The sequence below is a fragment of the Yaniella sp. genome, assembly GCF_030453185.1.
In the GTDB taxonomy this organism is placed as follows: Bacteria; Actinomycetota; Actinomycetes; order Actinomycetales; family Micrococcaceae; genus Yaniella.
On sequence record NZ_JAKDKW010000015.1, the window covers coordinates 19,028 to 38,600 of the forward strand.

The following is a 19,573-nucleotide window of genomic DNA, read 5'->3' on the forward strand; positions in this document are numbered from 1 at the left end:
TTGCAACATACGCAACCCTTGGAGGGTTTTGGCCATGGCACACGCATATACTTCATCATCAAAAATTCTTATTATCGGATCGGGCGTCGTTGGGGCAGCAATAGCGGATGAGCTCACCCAGCGTGGCGCGAGAGATGTCACCGTAGTTGATCAGGGGCCCCTGTATGAGACGGGTGGTTCGTCCTCTCATGCTCCAGGATTCGTGTTTCAGATCAACCCCTCTAAAGCGATGTCGGAACTGGCCCAGCGTACGCTGAATAAATTGGACGAACTTGACCCCGGCGGGGAGGATAACTGGCTGTTAAAGCGAGTTGGCGGTATTGAGCTCGCGTACACCGATGATCAAATGCGCGAATTGAAGCGACGTCACGGGTTCGCCCAAGCTTGGGGCGTTGCGTCCGAGCTGATTTCGGCCGATGGTGTGCGTCAACTGTGGCCAGGAGTCGATGTCGCAGATCTGATTGGCGCACTGCACACTCCCACTGATGCTGTAGTGCATTCAGTACGGGCTGTTACGGCGCAGGCCGAGCGTGCCATCGAACATGGCGCCGTCTTCCATGGTCACACTCAGGTTGTTGATCTTGTGGTCGAAGATGGGGCGGTAACGGGTGTACAAGTTGTGGATGCACTCACCGGTGACCATCAACGAACCATTGCTGCCGATATTATTGTCGCAGCAGGCGGGATTTGGGGGCCAACTATTGGCAAGTGGCTGGGGAAGAATATGCCAATGCAGCCTATTGAACATGGCTTTGGGTTCTCGCACCCCCTGGAAGAGTTTCGTGACGCTGCCAATGATGAATCCTGTAACTTTCCGATGATTCGACACCAGGGGGCCGGGGTGTATTTCCGGCAGCAAGGCAAAAGTTTGGCAATCGGGGCCTACGAGCACAAGCCGTTAGAGGTTCGTCAGGACCAGTTGGGGTCCGCGGCCGAAGCGCATGCTAGCGGTGTGCAGCCATCGGTGCACGAACTGACCTGGGAAGATTATGAACCCACTTGGCAAGAAATCCAACGGGTCTTTCCCCCAGGTTCGGGCAGCTGGCTTGGATGAAGCCCGCTCGTTCAACGGCATTTTCTCCTTCACCCCCGACGGGGGCCCGCTGCTTGGACCATCCAACACGGTGGCCGGGGTCTGGATAGCCCAAGCAGTGTGGGTTACGGCTTCGGCCGGTGTCGCTCAAGTTACCGCAGATTGGATCACCACTGGGCATCCCGGTATCGATACGGCCGACCTGGACTTAGCGCGCTTTGACACCCGGCTCCTGTCGCCTGAATTCGGCAGGCAAAAGGGGCTGGAGGCCTATGACGAGGTCTATGACATTCGCCATCCACGTGCTGCTTCGGCGAAACTCCGTGGTATTCGGACGTCACCGTTTCACTTCCACCAACAACTCGCGGGCGCACATTTCGTTGAAGCCAACGGGTGGGAACGCCCACTGTGGTTAGAAGAAAATCGGCGGGTCCTAGAGGAAGCCGAGCTGACGTTTCCGAAAATTCCGGCGTGGGATACTTCGGAGTTTTCGCCCATCGCGGTTGGGGAGGCGTGGGCTACTCGAAATCGTGTGGCTATGTATGACATGACGTCGCTGACCCGCTACTGGGTGGCTGGACCAGATGCATCGGCCCTGCTGGAGCGACTCACGACCAATAAGGTGTCCAAGAAGCCAGGCTCGGTGACGTTCACGCTCATGCTGGATGCAGCAGGCGGTATTCTCTCGGACGTTACGGTCACGAGAGTGTCCGACGACGAATTTCTCATCGGAGCCAATAGCCATCGCGACCTCATCCATCTGAACAATCATGTGCGCGACGGGGAGCAGGTTTCCATTACGGATATCTCCCCAGGAACGTGCTGCATTGGGCTTTGGGGTCCGCATGCTCGCGATGTGCTCAGCCAGTTGACCGACGACGACATCAGTCACGAAGGATTCGGTTATTTCAAAGCCAAACAGCTCTACATCGCAGCGGTGCCGGCGTTGGCACTGCGAGTCTCCTATGTGGGAGAACTTGGCTGGGAGCTCTACACAACCGCGGATCACGGTGCCCGGCTCTGGGAAGAGCTCCATACAGCTGGAAATCAATACGGCATAGTGATTGGTGGGCGACTGGCCTTCAACGCGCTACGCCTAGAAAAAGGGTTCCGGTCCTATGGTGCAGACATGACTCGGGAGCACCGTCCACAACAAGCGGGCCTTGGATTCGCGGTCTCGAAAGTCAAAACTGATTATCTGGGTTATGAGGGGCTGTCCGAGCCACCGACAACCGATCGTCAGATGGTGACATTGACGTCTGACTTCCTATTTGGAGCGCCCAACCCCGGTGCCCCGGTGCTGGGCGCTGATGGTCAGCTAGTGGGTTACACTGCCTCGTCCGACTTTGGCTACACGGTGGGCAAGACCATTACCTTTGCATGGCTCGATCCGGAGCATTCGCGGGCCGACACCGAAGTCGTCATCAAACATTTCAATCGTTCGGTGCCGGCCGTCGTGGCTAGCGATCCGCTGTATGATCCGAGCGGCAGCAAGATGCGTCGTTAGCCATACACCGGGTCTTTCGCTTTTGGTGCGCCTATGCCTGGATCGATTTGGTGAGGACCGCTCTTGGATGGTCGTACATCAAAATCGAAAATGGCGGTCGGGATGTACACGGTGGAGCACGCGTTTGGAATGTCAACCACCGAGGAGAGCCGTCCTTCAATGGGAGCGGCACCCAACAGGAGGTAGGCCTGTTCCTTGGAGTATCCAAATTTTGATAGGTACTCGATCGCGTGCAGGATGGCGCGCTGGTAGGACAAATGGGAATCCAGGTAACGCTGTTCCCCATCGAGGGTTACCGATGTGCCAGAGAACGAGATCCATTCACTGAACTGTGGATCTTGTCTGCCGGGCATGAAGATCGCGTTTTCAGCTACCCCGTAGGTTTCCATGCCGCCCTTGATCAGGTCGACGTGGATATCCATGAAGCCACCCATCTCGATGCCACCGCAGAAGGTAATCTCGCCGTCGCCCTGGGAGAAGTGCAGGTCTCCGATCGAGAAGTTTGCCCCGTCAACGAACACCGGGTAGAAGGCCCTGGTGCCCTTCGTCAGGTTCTTAATGTCCTGGTTCCCACCGTTTTCCCGTGGGGGAGCAGTTCGTGCTGCCTCTGCACCGACACGAGCCCACTCGCTTTGAGGCAGGTTGCCGAGTACAGCTTCTTCGGGCTCGGGCGGGAGCGCGAGCGGTGGCACTCGATCTGGGTTCGTAGCGATCAGGTCGCCTTCACGCTTATTCCACTTGGCTAACATTTCAGGGCTGGGTGCTGTGGCCATAATGCCCGGGTGAGTGAGTCCCTCGAAGCGTACTCCGGGGATATGCCGCGAAGTCGCCCAGGGACCCTGGAAGTCCCAGACGGCTTTATATGCATCAGGGAATTGATCGACTAGGAAGCTACCACCGTTGGAACGAGCGAAGATACCGGTGTAACCCCAGCCCTGACCGGCCAGCGGGCCTTGTTCCTGTGGGATTGGTCCGACATCTAAAATATCTACAATCAGTAGATCGCCGGGCTGGGCGCCCTCGATGCGGAACGGGCCGGAGAGGCCGTGCACCTTCTTCATGGGTGCATTGAGGATGTCATCGGCGGAGTCGTCGTTTTTAATGGCACCGTCGAACCATTCTCGTGAATCAACTCGGAAGCTATCACCCGGGCGGACCGTTTCTACCGGCGGGATTTCTGGATGGTATCGGTTATGGCCAGTCTTTTCTTGAGCAGTGAATGGTTTGGAGGAATCTAAAGGGAAAATATTGCCGAGCATGATGAGTACTCCTACTTCTAGGGTTTGGGCAATTTTTGGTGCAGTGGATTCGTCGTGATCGCAGTGGGTTGGCGTTTTGCAGTGCGCGTGCCGGAAAGAGAGTTCACCACCTCGGGCTGATCGGCTGTCGCTTTGGTGGCGTCAAGGAATCGCATCTGGGCAGATTTGCCTTGGGACGGCCCAACGGCTGGCATGAGACTGGCGGCATCCTTGCCGCACTGTGGGCAGGAAACGGTGTCGGGTTTTTCTTGCATCGTAAAGAAGGCTTCGAAGACGTCGCCTTCGGGACACCTGAAATCGTAGAGCGGCATGAATCATGGTCCTCTCGATGAAGACATGCATCTGATGTCATTGAGTCAAACATGAAGTGAGCTGGATCTCAAGAGGTATTGACTTGGGGAGACGGGGTTTCGGAAGGCTTTGGGCCATGAGGTCACGGTTGACTCGTAGAAACGTCGCGCAAGCTGTGCAGAGGCGGTGAAAAACTCTTGTGAACAAACCGTTCAAACATCGAATACGCGAGCAAACCGTTGACAAGTCATCATGTTGCAGGCGTAGTCTGCAGCTATGAGCAACCCGAAGATTGTGGTCAAAAGGATCTACGACGACGTCGATGACTCTGACGGTAAAAGGGTCCTCGTGGACCGAATGTGGCCGCGGGGTGTCAGTAAAGAGCGCGCCGAGCTAGATTATTGGTTTAAAGAGGTGGCGCCAAGCGCGGATCTGCGTACATGGTGGGACCATGATGCGGAGCGTTTCCAGGAGTTTGCAGACCGATACGAGGAAGAGCTCTCCGCTGAGGACCATGTCGAACAGGTCGATGAGCTGATTGATCTCGTACACAATCATGCTCGGGTCACATTGCTCTACGCAGCCAAAGACGAGACCGTCAACCACGCTCGTGTTTTGCAAGACTATCTGAGGCGGCACAGCTGATGGGTGATCCAGCCTGTTGGCTCGACCAATTATGTCCCGACTGTGCCGCGATGCTCGATGCGCCCGAGCCCGGGGCGATATCTGTGACGTGTTGGCGCTGTGGCGCCACGGTTCACTTCGGTGACGAAGGTCCACGCGTGACAAACCGCAAAAAATAGTACCGCCTTCTGGCGGCAAATTTGCCTGCGTTCGCAGTGGTAAAGATCTATCTTCGCACCCCGCTCCGGCGCGACTTGACTGTGACTGCTGTCACTCGTTATATTTGCTGCAACGCTGTTGCACTCAAGGCAACATGTGGAATTTCCAACCATCCTGTCACTGGGCTATGCCTGGAAGCATTCACCCTTCCTATAGGGGAGTCAAGGAGCACACATGTCTTCAGTCTTTCTCGAAGACCTCGATGCGGAAACATACGCCGAGTATCTGAATCAGCCAACATCCACCGTCATCATCCCCGCCGGCGCGACCGAACAGCACGGGCCGCACATGCCACTGGGTGTTGATGCTATGTTGTCGACTGACATTGCCGCAGCCGTCGCGCAGCAGCTTGGTGCTCTCGTGGCGCCGGTTTTTTCATATGGGTATAAATCACAGCCGCGTTCCGGTGGTGGCGACCACCGGGTGGGCACTACGAGCTTGAGTGCTACCACCCTGATGAGCCTGGTCGAAGATGTTGCCGGTTCATTCCTACGCCAGGGGTTTAAGAATGTCGTTGTACTCAACGGGCACTTCGAAAACTATCAATTTATTTACGAGGGTCTTGACCAGGCAGTCACACAAGCGCGTGATACGGGACTGGCCAGCCGCGGCGTGTTGATGTCCTACTGGGATTTTGTGGATGAGGATACGCTCCAGAAAGTCTTCCCGGATGGGTTCTTGGGTTGGGATATCGAGCACGGGGGCGTCTTGGAAACTTCATTGATGCTGCACTTGCACCCCGAAAAGGTCGAGATGGACCGCGTGATTGATCATCCGCCGGCAGATCTCACCTCTTATGATATTTTTCCCGAGGATCCTGCGCGCACCCCGGTGAGCGGATGTCTGTCCTCAGCAGTAGATGCCAGCGCAGAAAAGGGTCGATTGCTCCTGGACGCTGTGCACGGTGCTGTGTCTGAAGCGCTCGCAACAGAATTAGAGCTGCCAGCAACAGCAGAGGGGGCACGGTAGCTATGGATAAGACAGGGAATGTCTCGACAGGGTCGGAGACACAATACGCCGGGCAGCAGCCCGTAGACAGTGAGCAAAAAGCCCCAGTAGAAGTGCCGCGGTTTATGGGGCGACAGATCCCGCCGCTTGACCGATTGCTCATCACCATCATTCCACCGGTGCTGATTGTGGCCGCAGTCATCTGGGTGATCGCGGATTCTGAAGGTGCAGCCGACACCATCGGGGTACTGCGAACATTTGTCACCGGTGAATTCACCTGGCTTTTTGTGCTTTACTCGTTAATTGCGTTGGCGGTCTGTATTTGGGCGGCCTTTAGTAAATTCGGCAAGGTACGTCTTGGCGGTCCCAAGGCCAAGCCACTCCACGGCCGGTTTGCCTGGTACTCGATGCTCTTCGCCTGCGGTCAGGGCATTGGCTTGATCTTCTGGTCCGTGGCAGAACCGATCATGCTGCGCGACGACAATCCGGTTATTCCAGCAATGTCCGCCGGCGGTGGTGAAGAAGGCGCCATCGTGTGGACCTACTTCCACTGGGGGCTAACCGCGTGGGCCATGTACTGCGTGGTTGCGTTGTGTTTGGCGTATTCCCACCACAACCTGGGTAAGACGCTGACGTTCCGTGAGGCAACGGTTGATATTCTGCCGAAGAAGGTGCAACGTCCCGCGGGTGTGCTGGTAGAACTCCTGGCTATTATGGCTACCGTACTCGGGTTGGCAACATCGTTCGGGTTCGCGGCTATGCAATTTGGTTCTGGAGTGACCTCGTTTACGGGTATTGAATCTGGGCCGGTTATGTGGATGATCGTGATCGGTGCATTCGCGGCCGTCACCGGTGTTTCTGCTTTTATTGGAATCAATAAGGGTATGGCTCGACTGTCTGGCCTGAATTCCGTCTTGAGTATCGTGCTTGTCGTTGCAGTCTTTGTTTTTGGTCCTACGCTGTACCTGATCTCTACCCTGACGCAAACCTTCGGAAGTTTCGCGCAAAACTTCATCTCTATGAGTTTCTTCACCGACTTCCAGATCACTGCGTCATCGCTGGACACCTGGCAGGACAGCTGGAATGGTTGGTGGACGGTCTTCATTTGGTGTTGGGTTATTGCCTTCTCGCCGTTCGTCGCAGGTTTCGTGGCTCGCATTTCTCGTGGGCGCACTATTCGCGATTTCGTTATCGGAGTGACCGTAGTTCCGTCACTGATCGTGATGGTCTGGGTCGGCATTCTTGGTGCTGCCGCAGTGTATTATGACGACCAGACTGATCGATCGATCAGTGGACAGGTTGCCGACGATACCTCAAGCGGCTTATTTGCCATGCTGGATCAGGTGCCCATTGTTGGTACCATCTTGCTGATTGTGGCAACGATTTTGGTGGCCACTTACTACATCACGTCGTTGGACTCAGGAACCTACGCACTGGGGGAGTTCGTCACCGCGCCTCGGAAATCTAGTCCGTTCTTCCGGGTGCTTCTCGTCTTGAGTATTGGCACTGTTGCCACCGTACTGTTGGCTATTGGTGGTGAAGCCGTGGTTGATACGGTGCAAACGGGCACGATTATCGGTGCCTTCCCGTTCTCGTTTGTCATTTTGTTGATGATTGCGAACTTCGTGCGACGGCTGAAGAAGCGCAATAAAGAGATTCGTCGCATGGAGCGCGCTGTCAATGACCCTGACCCAAACAGGGTGCTGGTCCCCAACTCTGATGGAGAAGGCTTTACTGAGCCTCCTGCCGAAGCAACCACTGTGGCGTCGCGCCCGCCCGGGGTCGATGACACTCAGTGACATAAATGCTCGATAGGCCTAGTGTCGCGTAGCGGCAAGCGGGCGCAGCTTAGCTATTGGCTGTGCCGGCTTATTCGACCTGACAAGGCCTGAAGCAGTTCCGAAAAGACCGTCCAAGATTCGTCGCATTTGGCCTTGACAGTGAACTTCCTCACATCTATTCTGAATGCAACAGTGTTGCAAAGATCGCAACTAGGTCGTTGCAACCTCCTGCGTACGAAAATCCCACTTCAAGTCAGCCCGCGTCCTCGTGCTGACAGAAATCTCAAAGGAGAGCCCCATGGCTAACGTCACAAACATCAGCGAACTCGAGCGTCTCAAGACCCTTCATAACGGCACCAAGCAGCCACTGACCTTCTCTGGCGCTGAATTCGAACGTCGCCTCAACGGTCTGCGCTCGATCATGTCCGAAAAAGGCCTCGACGCAGTCATTCTCACAAGCTACCAGGGCATCAAGTACTACTCGGATTTCCTGTTCACGTACTTCGGACGTCAGTACGCGCTGGTTGTGACTCAGAAAGAGTCAGTTTCCGTAACCGCCAATATTGACGCCGGTATGCCATGGCGCACCAGCTACGGCGACAATATCGTCTACACCGATTGGCGCCGCGACAACTTCTACTACGGTCTCCAGGAAGCACTGAACCGCCAGGGCATCAGAGCCAAACGCATCGGTGTTGAAGACGACACCGTGACTACCATGCAGCGCAAAGCACTCGCAGACACCTTCTCCGATGCGGAACTCGTTGACGTTTCTCAGGCAGCCATGCGTCAACGCATGATCAAGTCCCAAGAAGAAATCGAAGTCATCAAACTCGGTGCCCGTATCGGTGACATCGGTGGCGAAGCCATCCACGCCGCTATTCGTGAAGGCATCACCGAATACGAAGTGGCACTCATCGGCCAGGAAGCCATGGTCCATGAGATTGCCAAGACCTTCCCCGATCAGGAAGTCCGTGACACCTGGGTATGGTTCCAGTCGGGCATTAACACCGACGGCGCACACAACTGGGCCACCACCCGTAAACTGCAGCGTGGCGATCTGTTGTCCATGAACTGTTTCCCGATGACCTCCGGTTACTACACCGCACTGGAGCGCACCATGACCCTCGGTGAGCCAGATGCGCGAACCTTGGAGATCTGGAACGCCAATGTTGAAGTTCACGAAGCTGGCATCGAACTGATCAAACCAGGCGCAGTCTGCAAGGACATCGCACACGAACTCAACGAGATTTTCATCGGCCACGGATTGCTGCCAAACCGTACTTTTGGTTATGGTCACTCATTTGGCGTCCTATCGCATTACTACGGTCGCGAAGCCGGCCTGGAACTGCGCGAAGACATCGACACCGTCCTCGAGCCGGGCATGGTGGTCTCCATGGAACCAATGGTCACCGTCCTAGACGGCGAACCAGGCGCCGGTGGCTACCGAGAACACGACATTCTGGTCATTGGTGAGGACAGCGTCGAGAACATCACGAAATTCCCATACGGTCCAGGACACAACATCATCGATGCCTAACCATTGACGGTGGTTGGGCATGGATTCTGCCTGACTGAACTCACAAATGGTGGGACGACGAAACCCCGATCGGAATGGACTGGTCGGGGTTTGGTCGTATCTAGGGGACGTCGCTATCGGCGGCTTCTCGGGCCCCAGTCCGGCGCAGCGGCTATCAATTGCTGTGTGTAGGGGTGGGACGGCTCGTGGATAATCTGCTGGGCGGTACCTGTTTCCACTAGGTTTCCGTGCGTCATTACAGCAATCTGGTCTGACATATGTTCAACCACCGCAAGATCGTGGGTGATGAACAGGTAGCTGGTGCCGGTCTCAAGCTGCAGCCGGTCGAGTAAATCCAACACGGTCGCTTGTACGGATACATCAAGGGCGGAGACAGGCTCGTCCAAGACTAAGATGTCTGGTTTTGGTGCCAGAGCGCGAGCGATGGCCAGGCGCTGGCGTTGTCCGCCGGAAAGTTCTCTCGGACTCCGAGACAACAGACTGCTGTCGAGCTCGACCAGATCGAGCAATTCAAGGGCGCGCTTGTGATAATGCCGCGAGCGAGACGTTGTCCCGCCAGACAGCGCATTGATGAGTATTTGCGACGTTGTATAGCGCGGATCAAATGAAGCGAGTGGGTCTTGGTAAATTGCGCCGAGCTGATCACGTAGATCGCGTCGGTCGGATTCCTTGGCCGGAGCGAAGTGCTGGCCAAAAATGCTGACGCTTCCCGTATCGGGACGTTCAAGCCCAAGGATCATCCTTGCGGTCGTGGTTTTCCCAGAGCCAGATTCGCCAACCAGTCCCAGTGTTGAGCCCTGCGGCACAGAGAATGACACGTCGGAAACTGCCGCGTGGTCGCCGAATGTTTTCGACAGCCCGTGAACAGCAATAGCCAACGTATCAGTCAGCTTTCGCATATCGGCAGGGTGTCTGAAATTCTCGAAGGTTCCAGCTTCCGTGGTTGCAACCTGACTGAGCGGGGCGAAGCGTGCAACGCCGCTAGGGATCGCGGCAAGCAACTGTTTGGTGTAATCGTGCTGCGGGTTCGACAGCAACTGTTCGGTCGGGCCGGATTCTACGATTTCTCCATGGCGCATCACAATGATGTCATCGGCGACCTGTGCGATCTGTGCAAGGTCATGCGAGATCATCGCCAAAGCAATACCCTGGTCTTTTAGCTGGGCAAGTTGGTCGAGCACCATGCGCGTAAGTCGCGTATCTAGCGCGGTGGTGGCTTCGTCGGCAACCACTACCGAAGGACTGCCGATCATGGCCTGTGCAATCAACGCGCGCTGGCGCATCCCGCCGGATAGTTGCGGGCTTCGCTGCTCTGCTCGCAGCGCTGGTTCGGGCATTTCCACGGAGTACAGGGCCTCGACGGCGGCCTGTTTTCGTTGCTTGCGTGAGCCTGGCAAAGCGTCAGCAATTTCGCGGTGAATCGGACGTAGCGGATCTAAACTGTTCAGGGCATCTTGCAGAATCATTGCCACTTTGTTGCCCCGGATTTCACGCCATTGCTTTTCGGTTAGTCGTGTCGCATCTGTGCCCAAAATATTGAGGGTGTCGGCGGTCACGTTCCCTGAGGTGAGGCCCAATAAGCTGCGTGCGGTGACAGATTTTCCTGAGCCAGATTCCCCTACGATGCCCAAGGCTTTTCCAGGGGTGAGCGTTAGCGACACATTTTTGACCGCTTCGATACGGGTTTTATTGGGACCGGGGAAAGTCACCGAAAGGTTTTCTATTTCAACGGCGGGTGTATTCATGTACGACTCCGGGTCGCGGTTCGGCCCAGCAGGGTTGCTCCTGCGGCGATAGTGACGATGGCTGCACCCGGGAAAACCGTGAGCCACCAGGCGAAGTGTAGGTAGGTGCGCCCGTTGGCCAACATGGCGCCCCATTCTGGTGCGGGCGGGGGAGTGCCCAATCCCAAGAACGATAGCGCCGATGCCCAAATGACCGCTTGCCCAATACCCAGCGTGATCAGCGCCAGCAGCGTGGACAGGGTATTGGGGATGAGGTGGTTGCGGACTTTATGCCACCGTGAGTGGCCCAGCACGGTGGCTGCATCGAACATTTCGGAATTCACTAGGGTCCTCAGATGGGTTCGGATCAGTCGCGAGTAGCCCGGTGCGGTGGAAAGCCCAACCGCGATGATGGCCGGGGTGGTACCGGGGCCGGTGAACGCGATAATCAGCAACGCCATGAGCAACGCTGGAATAGCGTAAAGAACTTCGAGGAGTCGGAGTATCACCGAATCGATCCATCGTGGACCAAATGCGGTGATCACACCCAACAGGATCGCAATACCCATGCCCAAAGCCGTTGCGGCGAGCCCGATGGTCAACGAATCGGCGGTGCCGTGCACTACGCGAGTGTAGACATTGCGGCCGGATTCATCCGTGCCAAAGGGGTACTGGAGTGACGGCGCCTGGAAAGCTTCGGAAGGTTTGACCGCCAGAGGGTCTCCGGGCGCCAGCAGCGAGGGAAACAAGGCGGCGGTAACGACAAGACCGACGAAGAGTGTGGCGAGGATTTTGGCGGTGCGGCTCATGCATCATCACCTCGAGCAGCAGCAGGATTGATGATGGCTTCAATGGCCTCAACAATCAACATGACGACCATATAAATCAACGCCGAAAACAATGCGATACCTGTGACCATTGGCATGTCCCGGGAGAGCACTGCGCCCAACAGCGAGCGTCCCAGCCCCGGTCTGGCGAAGACTTCTTCGACGACGACGGCCCCGGAGATAGAGGTTGCCACCGCCCAACCGGTGAGATTCAGCGCCGGCAGTGCGGCATGGCGGAAGCCGTGACGAAAAAACACTTGGCCTTCGGATGCTCCGCGGGCCCGTGCTGCAAGAGCGAAGGGCGAGCTCATGGCGGTGACCAAACTGTCACGCATCAGTTGCGCGAGGAATCCTGACAGTGGGATAGCCAGGGTGAGAGCCGGCAGAATAATCCCCTGCACTGTGCCGGTATCCACGGAGGGCAACCAGCCCAGCCACGTGGAGAAAATAATAATGAGCATGGCACCCAACCAGAAATGGGGTACTGCCGCGGCGACCACTTCGATCACGGTTCCCATGGCTTGGCCGATACGATTCGACCGAGCGGCCACAGCCGCCATGAGGAAGGCAATGAGCCAGGCGATCACCAGTGAGATCAACGTGAGCTGCAGGGTCGCCGGCAACATCTCGGCCATGATCTGGGCAACCGGGCGTTGCTGAGCGTAGGAGGTACCTAAATCACCGGTGATCAACTGCCCCAGATACAGTGCATATTGCACCAGGAGTGGTTCGTTGAGGTGATACTGCTCGCGTGCCGCTTCCAATGCCTCGGCTGAAGCCTGGGAGCCGGGTCCTCCCATAATGGCTTCTGCTGGATCCCCCGGAATCATCCGGATGGCGATGAAAATCACGGTGGCCACGATCCACAGCAGAATCGCTGCGGCACCGACCCGGCGGGCCAACCAACTCACTACTCGCATGGGTTACTGATCAAGCCATACGTTGTAGTACTCCGGTGCCGCAATGGCGGAAGTATCGCCCATGTTTTGGACATCTGCGGAGTACAGGAAGTGGTTTTGCTGATCATAGAGCGGCAACACGTAGTGGTCTTCGAGCACGGTTCGCTGCGCCTGCTCGTAGAGTTCTGCGCGCTCGTCGTCATCCGTGGTCTCTTCGGCCTGAACCAGTGTCTCGTCCAATTCCGGGATATTTACCTGGGCGTTATTGGCGAAGTAGCCGGAAGGGGCCGGTTCGATGGAGTCTGAGTGGTACAGAATTCGCAGTACCGACGGCCCGACTTTAGTGTACGGAGCAGAGACCAGATCGTAGTTGTGTTCGCCCAGTGCCGCGTACCAGCTGGATAGATCCAACAGGTTGATCTGCATATCAAAGCCGACTTCGGCAGACTGGGATTGGAACTGTTCGAACAGCGACTGCTCTGCTGGTACCGACTGGTTGGTTGAAACCGGCATGACGATCTCGAGGCGTTCGCCATCCTTCATCCGCACATCGTCGTCATCGCGTTCGGTCCAGCCGGCATCGTCCAGCAGTTCGTTGGCTTGCTCAACATCTTGGGTGAACAAGGACTCATCGGAGTATCCCAGTGGTTCAACCGAGGACAGCAATGAATGTGATCGCGGGGCGGTATCGAAGTACAGCGCCTCAATACCGCCGTCGACGTCGACGGATCGCATGAAGGCTTCGCGAACCAGGACGTCGTCGAATGGTGCCTGGGAAGAATTCAGCTCGAGCCGGTTTGCTGCGCCGGGACGCGGCGAATCCAGATGGCCAATGTTGGCGTCTTCGGCGGACTGGATCGTGTCTGGTTGAGCATTGTCGATGACGTCGACTTCACCGGACTGCAGTGCCGCATACCGGGTGGCGGCTTCTGGAATCATTCGCCAGGTGATGCCATCGAGGTATGCCTGATCAGTCTCGCGGTCAGATTCCACTGGAAGTACGTAGTCGTCATTGCGCACCAGGTTGACCTGCTGTTCGCGTTCCCAGGAGTCGAACATGAATGGGCCGGTACCGACTGGGTCGGCACAGTTTTCCTGGACATCACGGGCTAACGCTTCGGGGGACTGGATGGCAGTCCAGTGCATGGACAGTGATTCTTCCAGCGCGTTATCCGGTGCGGACAGGTGTAGATCAGCGGTCAACTCATCAACAATTTCGACTTCTTCAACTTTTTCCACCGCAAGGAAGCCGGTCGACGACGCGGTCTCTGGGTCTTGCAGGTGCTCGATGTTGGCTTTGATCGCTTCGGAGGTGAGCGGAGTGTCATCGTGGAATGTAATGCCGTCTGTGACACTGATCGTGTGCGTCAGGCCGTCGTCTGAAACTTCGGAGGTTTCGGCCAACCACGGGATGGTTTGGCCGTCCTCGTCCTTCGTGAATAAGGTTTCCAGGTACTGCGTAGCGATCAAACCCTGTGGGTAGTTACCGCCGTAGTGGGGGTCAAGGCAATCCGGTTCGGCGTCGCCGGATGCGTAGGTGAGTGTGCCGCCGGACTGTGGTTCCCCGGTTGTTTCGCCGTCGGCTGAGTCAGAATTGCCACAGCCAGCGAGCGCGAGGCCACCGAGAACGGCGGTGGCCAGGATCTTCAGATGCGATGAGAGTTTTGGCATAGCGATAACTCTACGACGATGCATGTTCCTGTCCGGCAATACGCTGTCACATCCGGACTTATTTCGGTACCTGCGAAAATTCAGCTGTCCGCCGTCACACCCGGGTCATTGGGGGCAAACTACTATGCAGATTCTGGGCCCGACATTAGGCTGATGAGATGGCAACAACAGATCTGACTCAAGAAACTTTCCAAGAGACTATTGAAAGCAACGACATTGTTCTCGTTGACTGGTGGGCCGACTGGTGCGGACCCTGCAAAATGTTTGCACCGGTTTATGATGAGGTCTCCCAGCAGCACGATGACATTGTTTTTGGCAAAATCGATACCGAAGAGCAGCAACAATTGGCTGCTGCAGCCGGTATTTCTTCCATTCCCACTCTGATGGCGTTCCGTGAAAACGTTCTCGTTTTCTCCCAGCCGGGTGCAATTAATGCTCAGCAGCTGGATCAGTTGATCGAGCAGGTTCGCGGCTTGGATATGGAAGACGTCCACAAGCAGGTTGAAGAAGCCCGCGAACAGACTGAACAGAATCCCAACTAACGATCTCGAAAATCGGTAGCCGCTAACCGCGGTCCGAAACGCGAAAAGCGGATCCCCGAGGCATAGATGAGCCTGACGAGACGCTGACGATGACCACGCCAGGGCTCGAGGAGCTCGAGCATTCCGGCGTCGTCGGTACGTTTGCCGGTCAGGGCTTCGCCGATGTGGTGGGCCAGGTGGAAATCACCCACCGACACCAGATCAGCGGCCCCGTGGGTCCGCTGCAGTGTTTCTGCGATCGTCCACGGGCCAATGCCCGGTAGCGACATCAGCCCCGCGTGGATGTCGTCGAGCGGCTTATTCGCTAGCCGGTGCAGTGCTGTGGCTCGTGATGCCACGGTTTTCAACGTCCGCGCCAAAAATGGTTGCACCCACCCGGCATGCCACTGCCACGACTGGATATGCATGACGGTTTCCGGGCGTGGGGCAATCTTGGGTGCCGGTTCGCCAGCGGGGGAGGGTTCGCCAAAGGTATCGGCTAACCACCGCCAGGATGCTCTTGCCTGCCGCTGAGTGACTTTTTGTTCCAGCACCACCGTGCACAGCTCATCGACCAGCTGCCCGGTCGACATCAACCGCATGCCGGGATGCTCTCGTCTGGCGGAAATTACAGACGACGGCAACAGATGCGCGGTGGCATCCAGGAGCTCATCAAATTCTGCCCAACCAGCCAAGGCGGATTCATCAATGCCCAGCAACACTGGCATCCGGTCGATCACGGTTTCTAGAGCCGCAACATCGGCATTCGCCCAGATATGGTAACGAATCTCAGCCGGTGACACCTTTGACGCAGGATGTGCAATTGCCACTGTGACCGGTCCGGTGGTGAGCGGCTGAAATGACAACCACGTGACACCATCGCCCGTAGCTGCCGTCGGGTCCCCCGCACCACGAACCAACGGTGCAGCATTGGCAGCGACGTCCACGGGGACAGAAGGGAGCAGCACGCCAGAATAATCTGGTTGCTGTGTGAACTTCATGGCGATTTATAACCTCCTGGACACCTCGAAATTGCTACAGAGGGTAGCGTGGACCGTATGAGCGAAAAACAGCCTACGTCAGTCACGCCCAAGTACGCAGACACGATCCTGGATTTGATCGGGAATACCCCGTTGGTGAAACTCAACTCCATTGGAGCTGAAGTGAAACCTACCATTCTGGTGAAGTGTGAATTCATGAACCCGGGCGGATCCATCAAAGACCGTATTGCATTAAAGATGATCGAGCGAGCCGAAGCTGAAGGCAAATTGACCACAGGCGGCACCGTCGTCGAACCGACCTCAGGTAACACCGGTGTTGGTCTGGCCATGGTCGCACAGCAGAAGGGCTATCGTTCGGTGTTCATCACCCCGGACAAAGTCGCCCAAGAAAAACGTGATGTGCTCAAAGCGTACGGCGCCGACGTCGTGGTTTCTGAAAGTTCTGTGGCCCCGGATTCACCGAACTCCTACTACGGCATCACCAACCAGCTGGAAGAAGCCATCGAAGGTGCCTACCAGCCAAACCAGTTCTTCAACTCTGCGGCACCAGAATCGCACTATGAATCCACGGGCCCAGAGATCTGGGAAGACACCGCAGGCCAACTCACCCACGTGGTGATCGGCGCAGGCACCGGTGGCACGATGACTGGTACCGGCCGCTACCTCCATGAAGTATCGGCTGACCGTGCATCAGGCCCTGTAAAAGTCGTGGTGGCGGATCCTTCGGGTTCCGTGTACTCCGGAGGCAAAGGCCGACCATACTTTGTTGAAGGTGTTGGAGAAGACATGTGGCCTGGGAACTATGACCCAGAAGTGCCAGACTCGATCCATGCCGTTCCGGATGCCGAAGCATTTCACTACGCCCGCCGGCTGGCAGCCGAAGAAGGCATTCTTGCCGGTGGCTCTTCCGGTATGGCTATTGCCGGTGCTCTAAAAGAAGCTGAAAATCTGACCGAAGACGACCTCATGGTGGTCATCCTGCCCGATTCCGGCCGCGGCTACCTGGGCAAGATCTTCTCCGAAACCTGGATGCAGACCCACGGTTTTGATATCAATGCCCCGGCCCCCGTTGCGCCACAGCGCATCGGTACCGCCTACCTAGACGGTACCGACCCGGATGCGGTGCAAACTGAGACAGCATCCGCCGATGTTGCCGGTCTGGCGGGTCCGATCGGCGAGCTCATGGACAATAAATCCGCCTGGCTGCCAGGCGCACTCCCCGAAGTCGTCGTTGCGCTCCTCGATGCACCGGTTAAAGATGCGATCTCCACGATGAATCGCTATGGCATTGATGCAGTGCCGGTTGTTGGGGGAGTCCAAGAGCAATACCGTATTGGCGAAGTTCGCGGCGCCGTCACCGTAGCCGATCTGATGCAGCAGTTGGCAGCCGGTGAAATCACCGCCGATACATTGTTGTCTGACCTCCAATTGGCCGCACTGCCGATGGTAGGAGTACGGACCGCGGTGGCCGATGTGAAAACCGTTCTGGAAGATGCACCGGCAGCACTGGTGACCCGTGACGGAAATATTGCCGGGATCGTTTCGGCCCACGACCTTTTGATGCACCTGATCGAAAACTAAAGCAGTCCAGGAGACTTCCATGACTTTCATTGATAAACACAACTCAGGATTCAACACTCGCGCCATCCATGCAGGTCAAGACCTCGACCCCGTATACGGGGCTGTGGTGCCACCCATTCACCTGTCTTCGACCTACGCGCCAGAAGCCATTGGCAAGCTGCGTAAAGGATACGACTACGGACGCGGCACCAACCCAACCCGTGATGCATTGCAAAACCAGATCGCAGCCTTAGAGACAGGCAATGCCGAAACCGGCTTTGCCTACACGTTCTCATCGGGTCTGGCCGCAGAAACCGCATTGCTGATGGCAGCTTGCGAACCCGGCGACCGAGTGATCGTCGGCAATGACGTGTATGGCGGAACCTACCGGCTCTTGGACAAGGTCCTGCGTCCCTGGAAGTTAGAGCACCAGGTCGTGGACATGTCCAACCTGGACCAGGTACGCGAAGCTCTGTCCGCAGGCAAAGCCCGCATGCTGTGGGTCGAAACACCAACCAACCCGATGATGCACGTCGCCGACATCGCTGCCCTGGCCGAATTGGCACGCGAGTTCGATGCGCTGCTGGTTGTCGACAACACGTTCGCGACCCCGTACCTGCAGCTGCCTTTGCAGTTGGGTGCAGATGTCGTCGTCCACTCCACGACCAAGTACATGGGCGGTCACTCCGACACCATCGGCGGTGCGGTCGTAACCGAGAACGAAGAACTGGCCCAGGCCGTCAACTTCCAGCAATTTGCAGCGGGGGCCTCGAATTCTCCGCTGGATTCCTACCTGGTGACCCGTGGTTTGAAGACACTGGGTGTACGCATGGACCGTCACGTGTCAAACGCCACAGCAATTGCCGAATGGCTGTCTGAACACCCCGGTGTAGAAGCAGTTCACTACCCGGGTCTGGAAAACCACCCAGGTCATGAGATTGCCAAAAAGCAGATGTCCGGCTTTGGCGGAATGGTCTCTGTGCAGTTCAAAGCAGGAGTTGACGCGACTCGCAAAGTCGCCGAGTCAACCCATGTATTCCGACTCGCAGAGTCACTTGGCGGCGTTGAATCGCTGCTGAACTACCCGACCGCCATGACCCACGCATCAGTGGCCGACACCGAATTGGCAGTACCAGAAAACCTGATTCGACTCTCCGTGGGCATCGAAGACGCCGAAGACCTGATCGGAGACCTCGACCAGGCGTTAAAGAGCCTCTAAGCTCACACCGATTATACGATTAGCCGGATTTGGCCTAGACTAGAAGTGTTCAGCCAGATCCGGCTTCTTCCTTTAACTTCTACTCCAGTCATTGGGACTGTTGAGTGTGCGTAGCGTGAATTGCAAGGAATACACCCGGATCCTTCAAACACCTTACGAAACCTTAGGAAGTCTTTTTGACCGATAAATCTTCGCTGCCCGAAACCGAAATCTCTTTTGCTTCACTCAATCTTGCAGAGCCTGTTAATAAAGCAATTGAAACCCTCGGCTATGAAACACCATCACCGATTCAGGCCCGTACCATTCCGCTGCTGCTCGAAGGCCGCGATGTTGTAGGCCTGGCCCAAACCGGTACCGGCAAAACCGCGGCCTTTGCGCTGCCAGTACTTTCGAAATTGGCCGACGCTGACGAGAAATACAAGTCACCACAGGTGCTTGTACTTGCACCTACCCGTGAGCTTGCCCTGCAAGTGGCCGAAGCATTTAGCTCTTATGCAGCAAACGTGCCTTCGGTATCCGTCGTACCAGTCTACGGTGGATCATCCTATGGCCCACAGCTCGCCGGCCTGCGTCGTGGCGCTGCCATTGTCGTTGGAACACCAGGCCGTGTCATTGACCACCTGGAACGCGGTTCACTTGACCTGAGCGACCTGAAATACTTGGTCTTGGACGAAGCCGACGAAATGCTGCGCATGGGCTTTGCTGAAGATGTAGACCGCATCTTGTCTTCAGCCCCAGAGAACAAACAAACCGCACTGTTCTCGGCGACCATGCCAAAAGCTATCCAACGCATCACCGGTGCTTACCTCAAGGACCCGGTCGAGGTGCGCGTGGAAGGACAGTCTAAACCTGCCCAGAATATCCGCCAGCGCTACCTACAGGTTGCACAGCCATGGAAACTTGAAGCCATGACTCGCCTGTTGGAAACCGAAGAGACCGACGGCATGAT

At 56.5% G+C, this 19,573-nt stretch carries 17 protein-coding genes; 10 read left to right on the plus strand and 7 right to left on the minus strand.

Annotated elements, in window-relative coordinates; translation table 11 throughout:
* The first annotated feature begins 34 nt into the window (after positions 1-34).
* Entirely contained in the window at positions 35-1,054 is a 1,020-nt protein-coding gene (locus tag L0H14_RS03920) for an FAD-binding oxidoreductase (RefSeq protein WP_301416130.1), read from the plus strand.
* A complete protein-coding gene (locus L0H14_RS03925; protein WP_301421411.1) occupies positions 990-2,540 on the plus strand; it encodes a glycine cleavage T C-terminal barrel domain-containing protein in 1,551 nt (516 codons plus the stop codon). Before L0H14_RS03920 ends, L0H14_RS03925 begins: the two co-directional genes overlap by 65 nt.
* Here L0H14_RS03925 and fmdA read toward each other — a convergent pair.
* Positions 2,537-3,799 carry a formamidase gene (fmdA, locus tag L0H14_RS03930; protein ID WP_301416126.1) on the minus strand — a complete coding sequence of 421 codons (1,263 nt, stop codon included), beginning with the start codon at positions 3,797-3,799 and terminating at the stop codon, positions 2,537-2,539. The genes L0H14_RS03925 and fmdA overlap by 4 nt on opposite strands.
* Before the next feature lie 17 nt (positions 3,800-3,816).
* A complete protein-coding gene (locus tag L0H14_RS03935; RefSeq protein ID WP_301421412.1) occupies positions 3,817-4,110 on the minus strand; it encodes a zinc ribbon domain-containing protein in 294 nt (97 codons plus the stop codon).
* Between the two features lie 256 nt (positions 4,111-4,366).
* Between L0H14_RS03935 and L0H14_RS03940 the strand changes: the two genes are divergently transcribed.
* The 4 genes from L0H14_RS03940 (at position 4,367) to L0H14_RS03955 (ending at position 9,202) form a co-directional block, all read left to right on the plus strand.
* A complete protein-coding gene (locus L0H14_RS03940) occupies positions 4,367-4,735 on the plus strand; it encodes a DUF488 domain-containing protein (protein WP_301421413.1) in 369 nt (122 codons plus the stop codon).
* 372 nt (positions 4,736-5,107) lie between these two features.
* Positions 5,108-5,902: a creatininase gene (locus L0H14_RS03945; protein ID WP_301416120.1), complete on the plus strand. Its 795-nt coding sequence runs from the start codon at positions 5,108-5,110 to the stop codon at positions 5,900-5,902.
* Between the two features lie 2 nt (positions 5,903-5,904).
* The gene (locus L0H14_RS03950) at positions 5,905-7,680 is read left to right on the plus strand and encodes a BCCT family transporter (RefSeq protein ID WP_301421414.1); all 1,776 of its coding nucleotides are present in this window, start codon (positions 5,905-5,907) and stop codon (positions 7,678-7,680) included.
* 280 nt (positions 7,681-7,960) lie between these two features.
* Positions 7,961-9,202, plus strand: coding sequence for an aminopeptidase P family protein (locus tag L0H14_RS03955; RefSeq protein ID WP_301416116.1), 1,242 nt, complete (start codon positions 7,961-7,963; stop codon positions 9,200-9,202).
* A gap of 113 nt (positions 9,203-9,315) precedes the next feature.
* On the opposite strand, the gene L0H14_RS03960 is transcribed toward L0H14_RS03955, so the two are convergent.
* Genes L0H14_RS03960 through L0H14_RS03975 form a run of 4 tightly spaced genes read right to left on the minus strand, consistent with a single transcriptional unit; the run spans position 9,316 to position 14,347 of the window.
* Positions 9,316-10,947, minus strand: coding sequence for an ABC transporter ATP-binding protein (locus tag L0H14_RS03960; protein WP_301416114.1), 1,632 nt, complete (start codon positions 10,945-10,947; stop codon positions 9,316-9,318).
* Positions 10,944-11,735 carry an ABC transporter permease gene (locus tag L0H14_RS03965; RefSeq protein WP_301416111.1) on the minus strand — a complete coding sequence of 264 codons (792 nt, stop codon included), beginning with the start codon at positions 11,733-11,735 and terminating at the stop codon, positions 10,944-10,946. Before L0H14_RS03965 ends, L0H14_RS03960 begins: the two co-directional genes overlap by 4 nt.
* On the minus strand, positions 11,732-12,673 hold the full coding sequence (locus tag L0H14_RS03970) for an ABC transporter permease (protein ID WP_301416109.1): 942 nt from the start codon (positions 12,671-12,673) through the stop codon (positions 11,732-11,734). The genes L0H14_RS03965 and L0H14_RS03970 overlap by 4 nt, the downstream gene beginning before the upstream one ends.
* Positions 12,674-12,676: 3 nt before the next feature.
* Positions 12,677-14,347 (minus strand): ABC transporter substrate-binding protein, encoded by a 1,671-nt coding sequence (locus L0H14_RS03975; RefSeq protein WP_301421415.1) that lies wholly within the window; start codon positions 14,345-14,347, stop codon positions 12,677-12,679.
* Positions 14,348-14,481: 134 nt separating this feature from the next.
* Between L0H14_RS03975 and trxA the strand changes: the two genes are divergently transcribed.
* On the plus strand, positions 14,482-14,865 hold the full coding sequence (gene trxA / locus L0H14_RS03980; RefSeq protein ID WP_301416105.1) for a thioredoxin: 384 nt from the start codon (positions 14,482-14,484) through the stop codon (positions 14,863-14,865).
* Here the strand turns inward: trxA and L0H14_RS03985 are convergent.
* On the minus strand, positions 14,862-15,845 hold the full coding sequence (locus tag L0H14_RS03985) for a DNA-3-methyladenine glycosylase (RefSeq protein WP_301416103.1): 984 nt from the start codon (positions 15,843-15,845) through the stop codon (positions 14,862-14,864). The two genes, trxA and L0H14_RS03985, sit on opposite strands and share 4 nt — an antisense overlap.
* Positions 15,846-15,902: 57 nt before the next feature.
* On the opposite strand from L0H14_RS03985, the gene L0H14_RS03990 reads away from it, so the two are divergent.
* The 3 genes from L0H14_RS03990 to L0H14_RS04000 form a co-directional block, all read left to right on the plus strand.
* Complete coding sequence (locus L0H14_RS03990) at positions 15,903-17,426, plus strand: pyridoxal-phosphate dependent enzyme (RefSeq protein WP_301416101.1); 1,524 nt, start codon at positions 15,903-15,905, stop codon at positions 17,424-17,426.
* A 19-nt stretch (positions 17,427-17,445) separates the two neighbouring features.
* Positions 17,446-18,624 (plus strand): cystathionine gamma-synthase, encoded by a 1,179-nt coding sequence (locus L0H14_RS03995; protein WP_301416099.1) that lies wholly within the window; start codon positions 17,446-17,448, stop codon positions 18,622-18,624.
* Positions 18,625-18,818: 194 nt separating this feature from the next.
* A partial coding sequence (locus L0H14_RS04000; RefSeq protein ID WP_301421416.1) for a DEAD/DEAH box helicase occupies positions 18,819-19,573 on the plus strand: 755 nt, incomplete at its 3' end.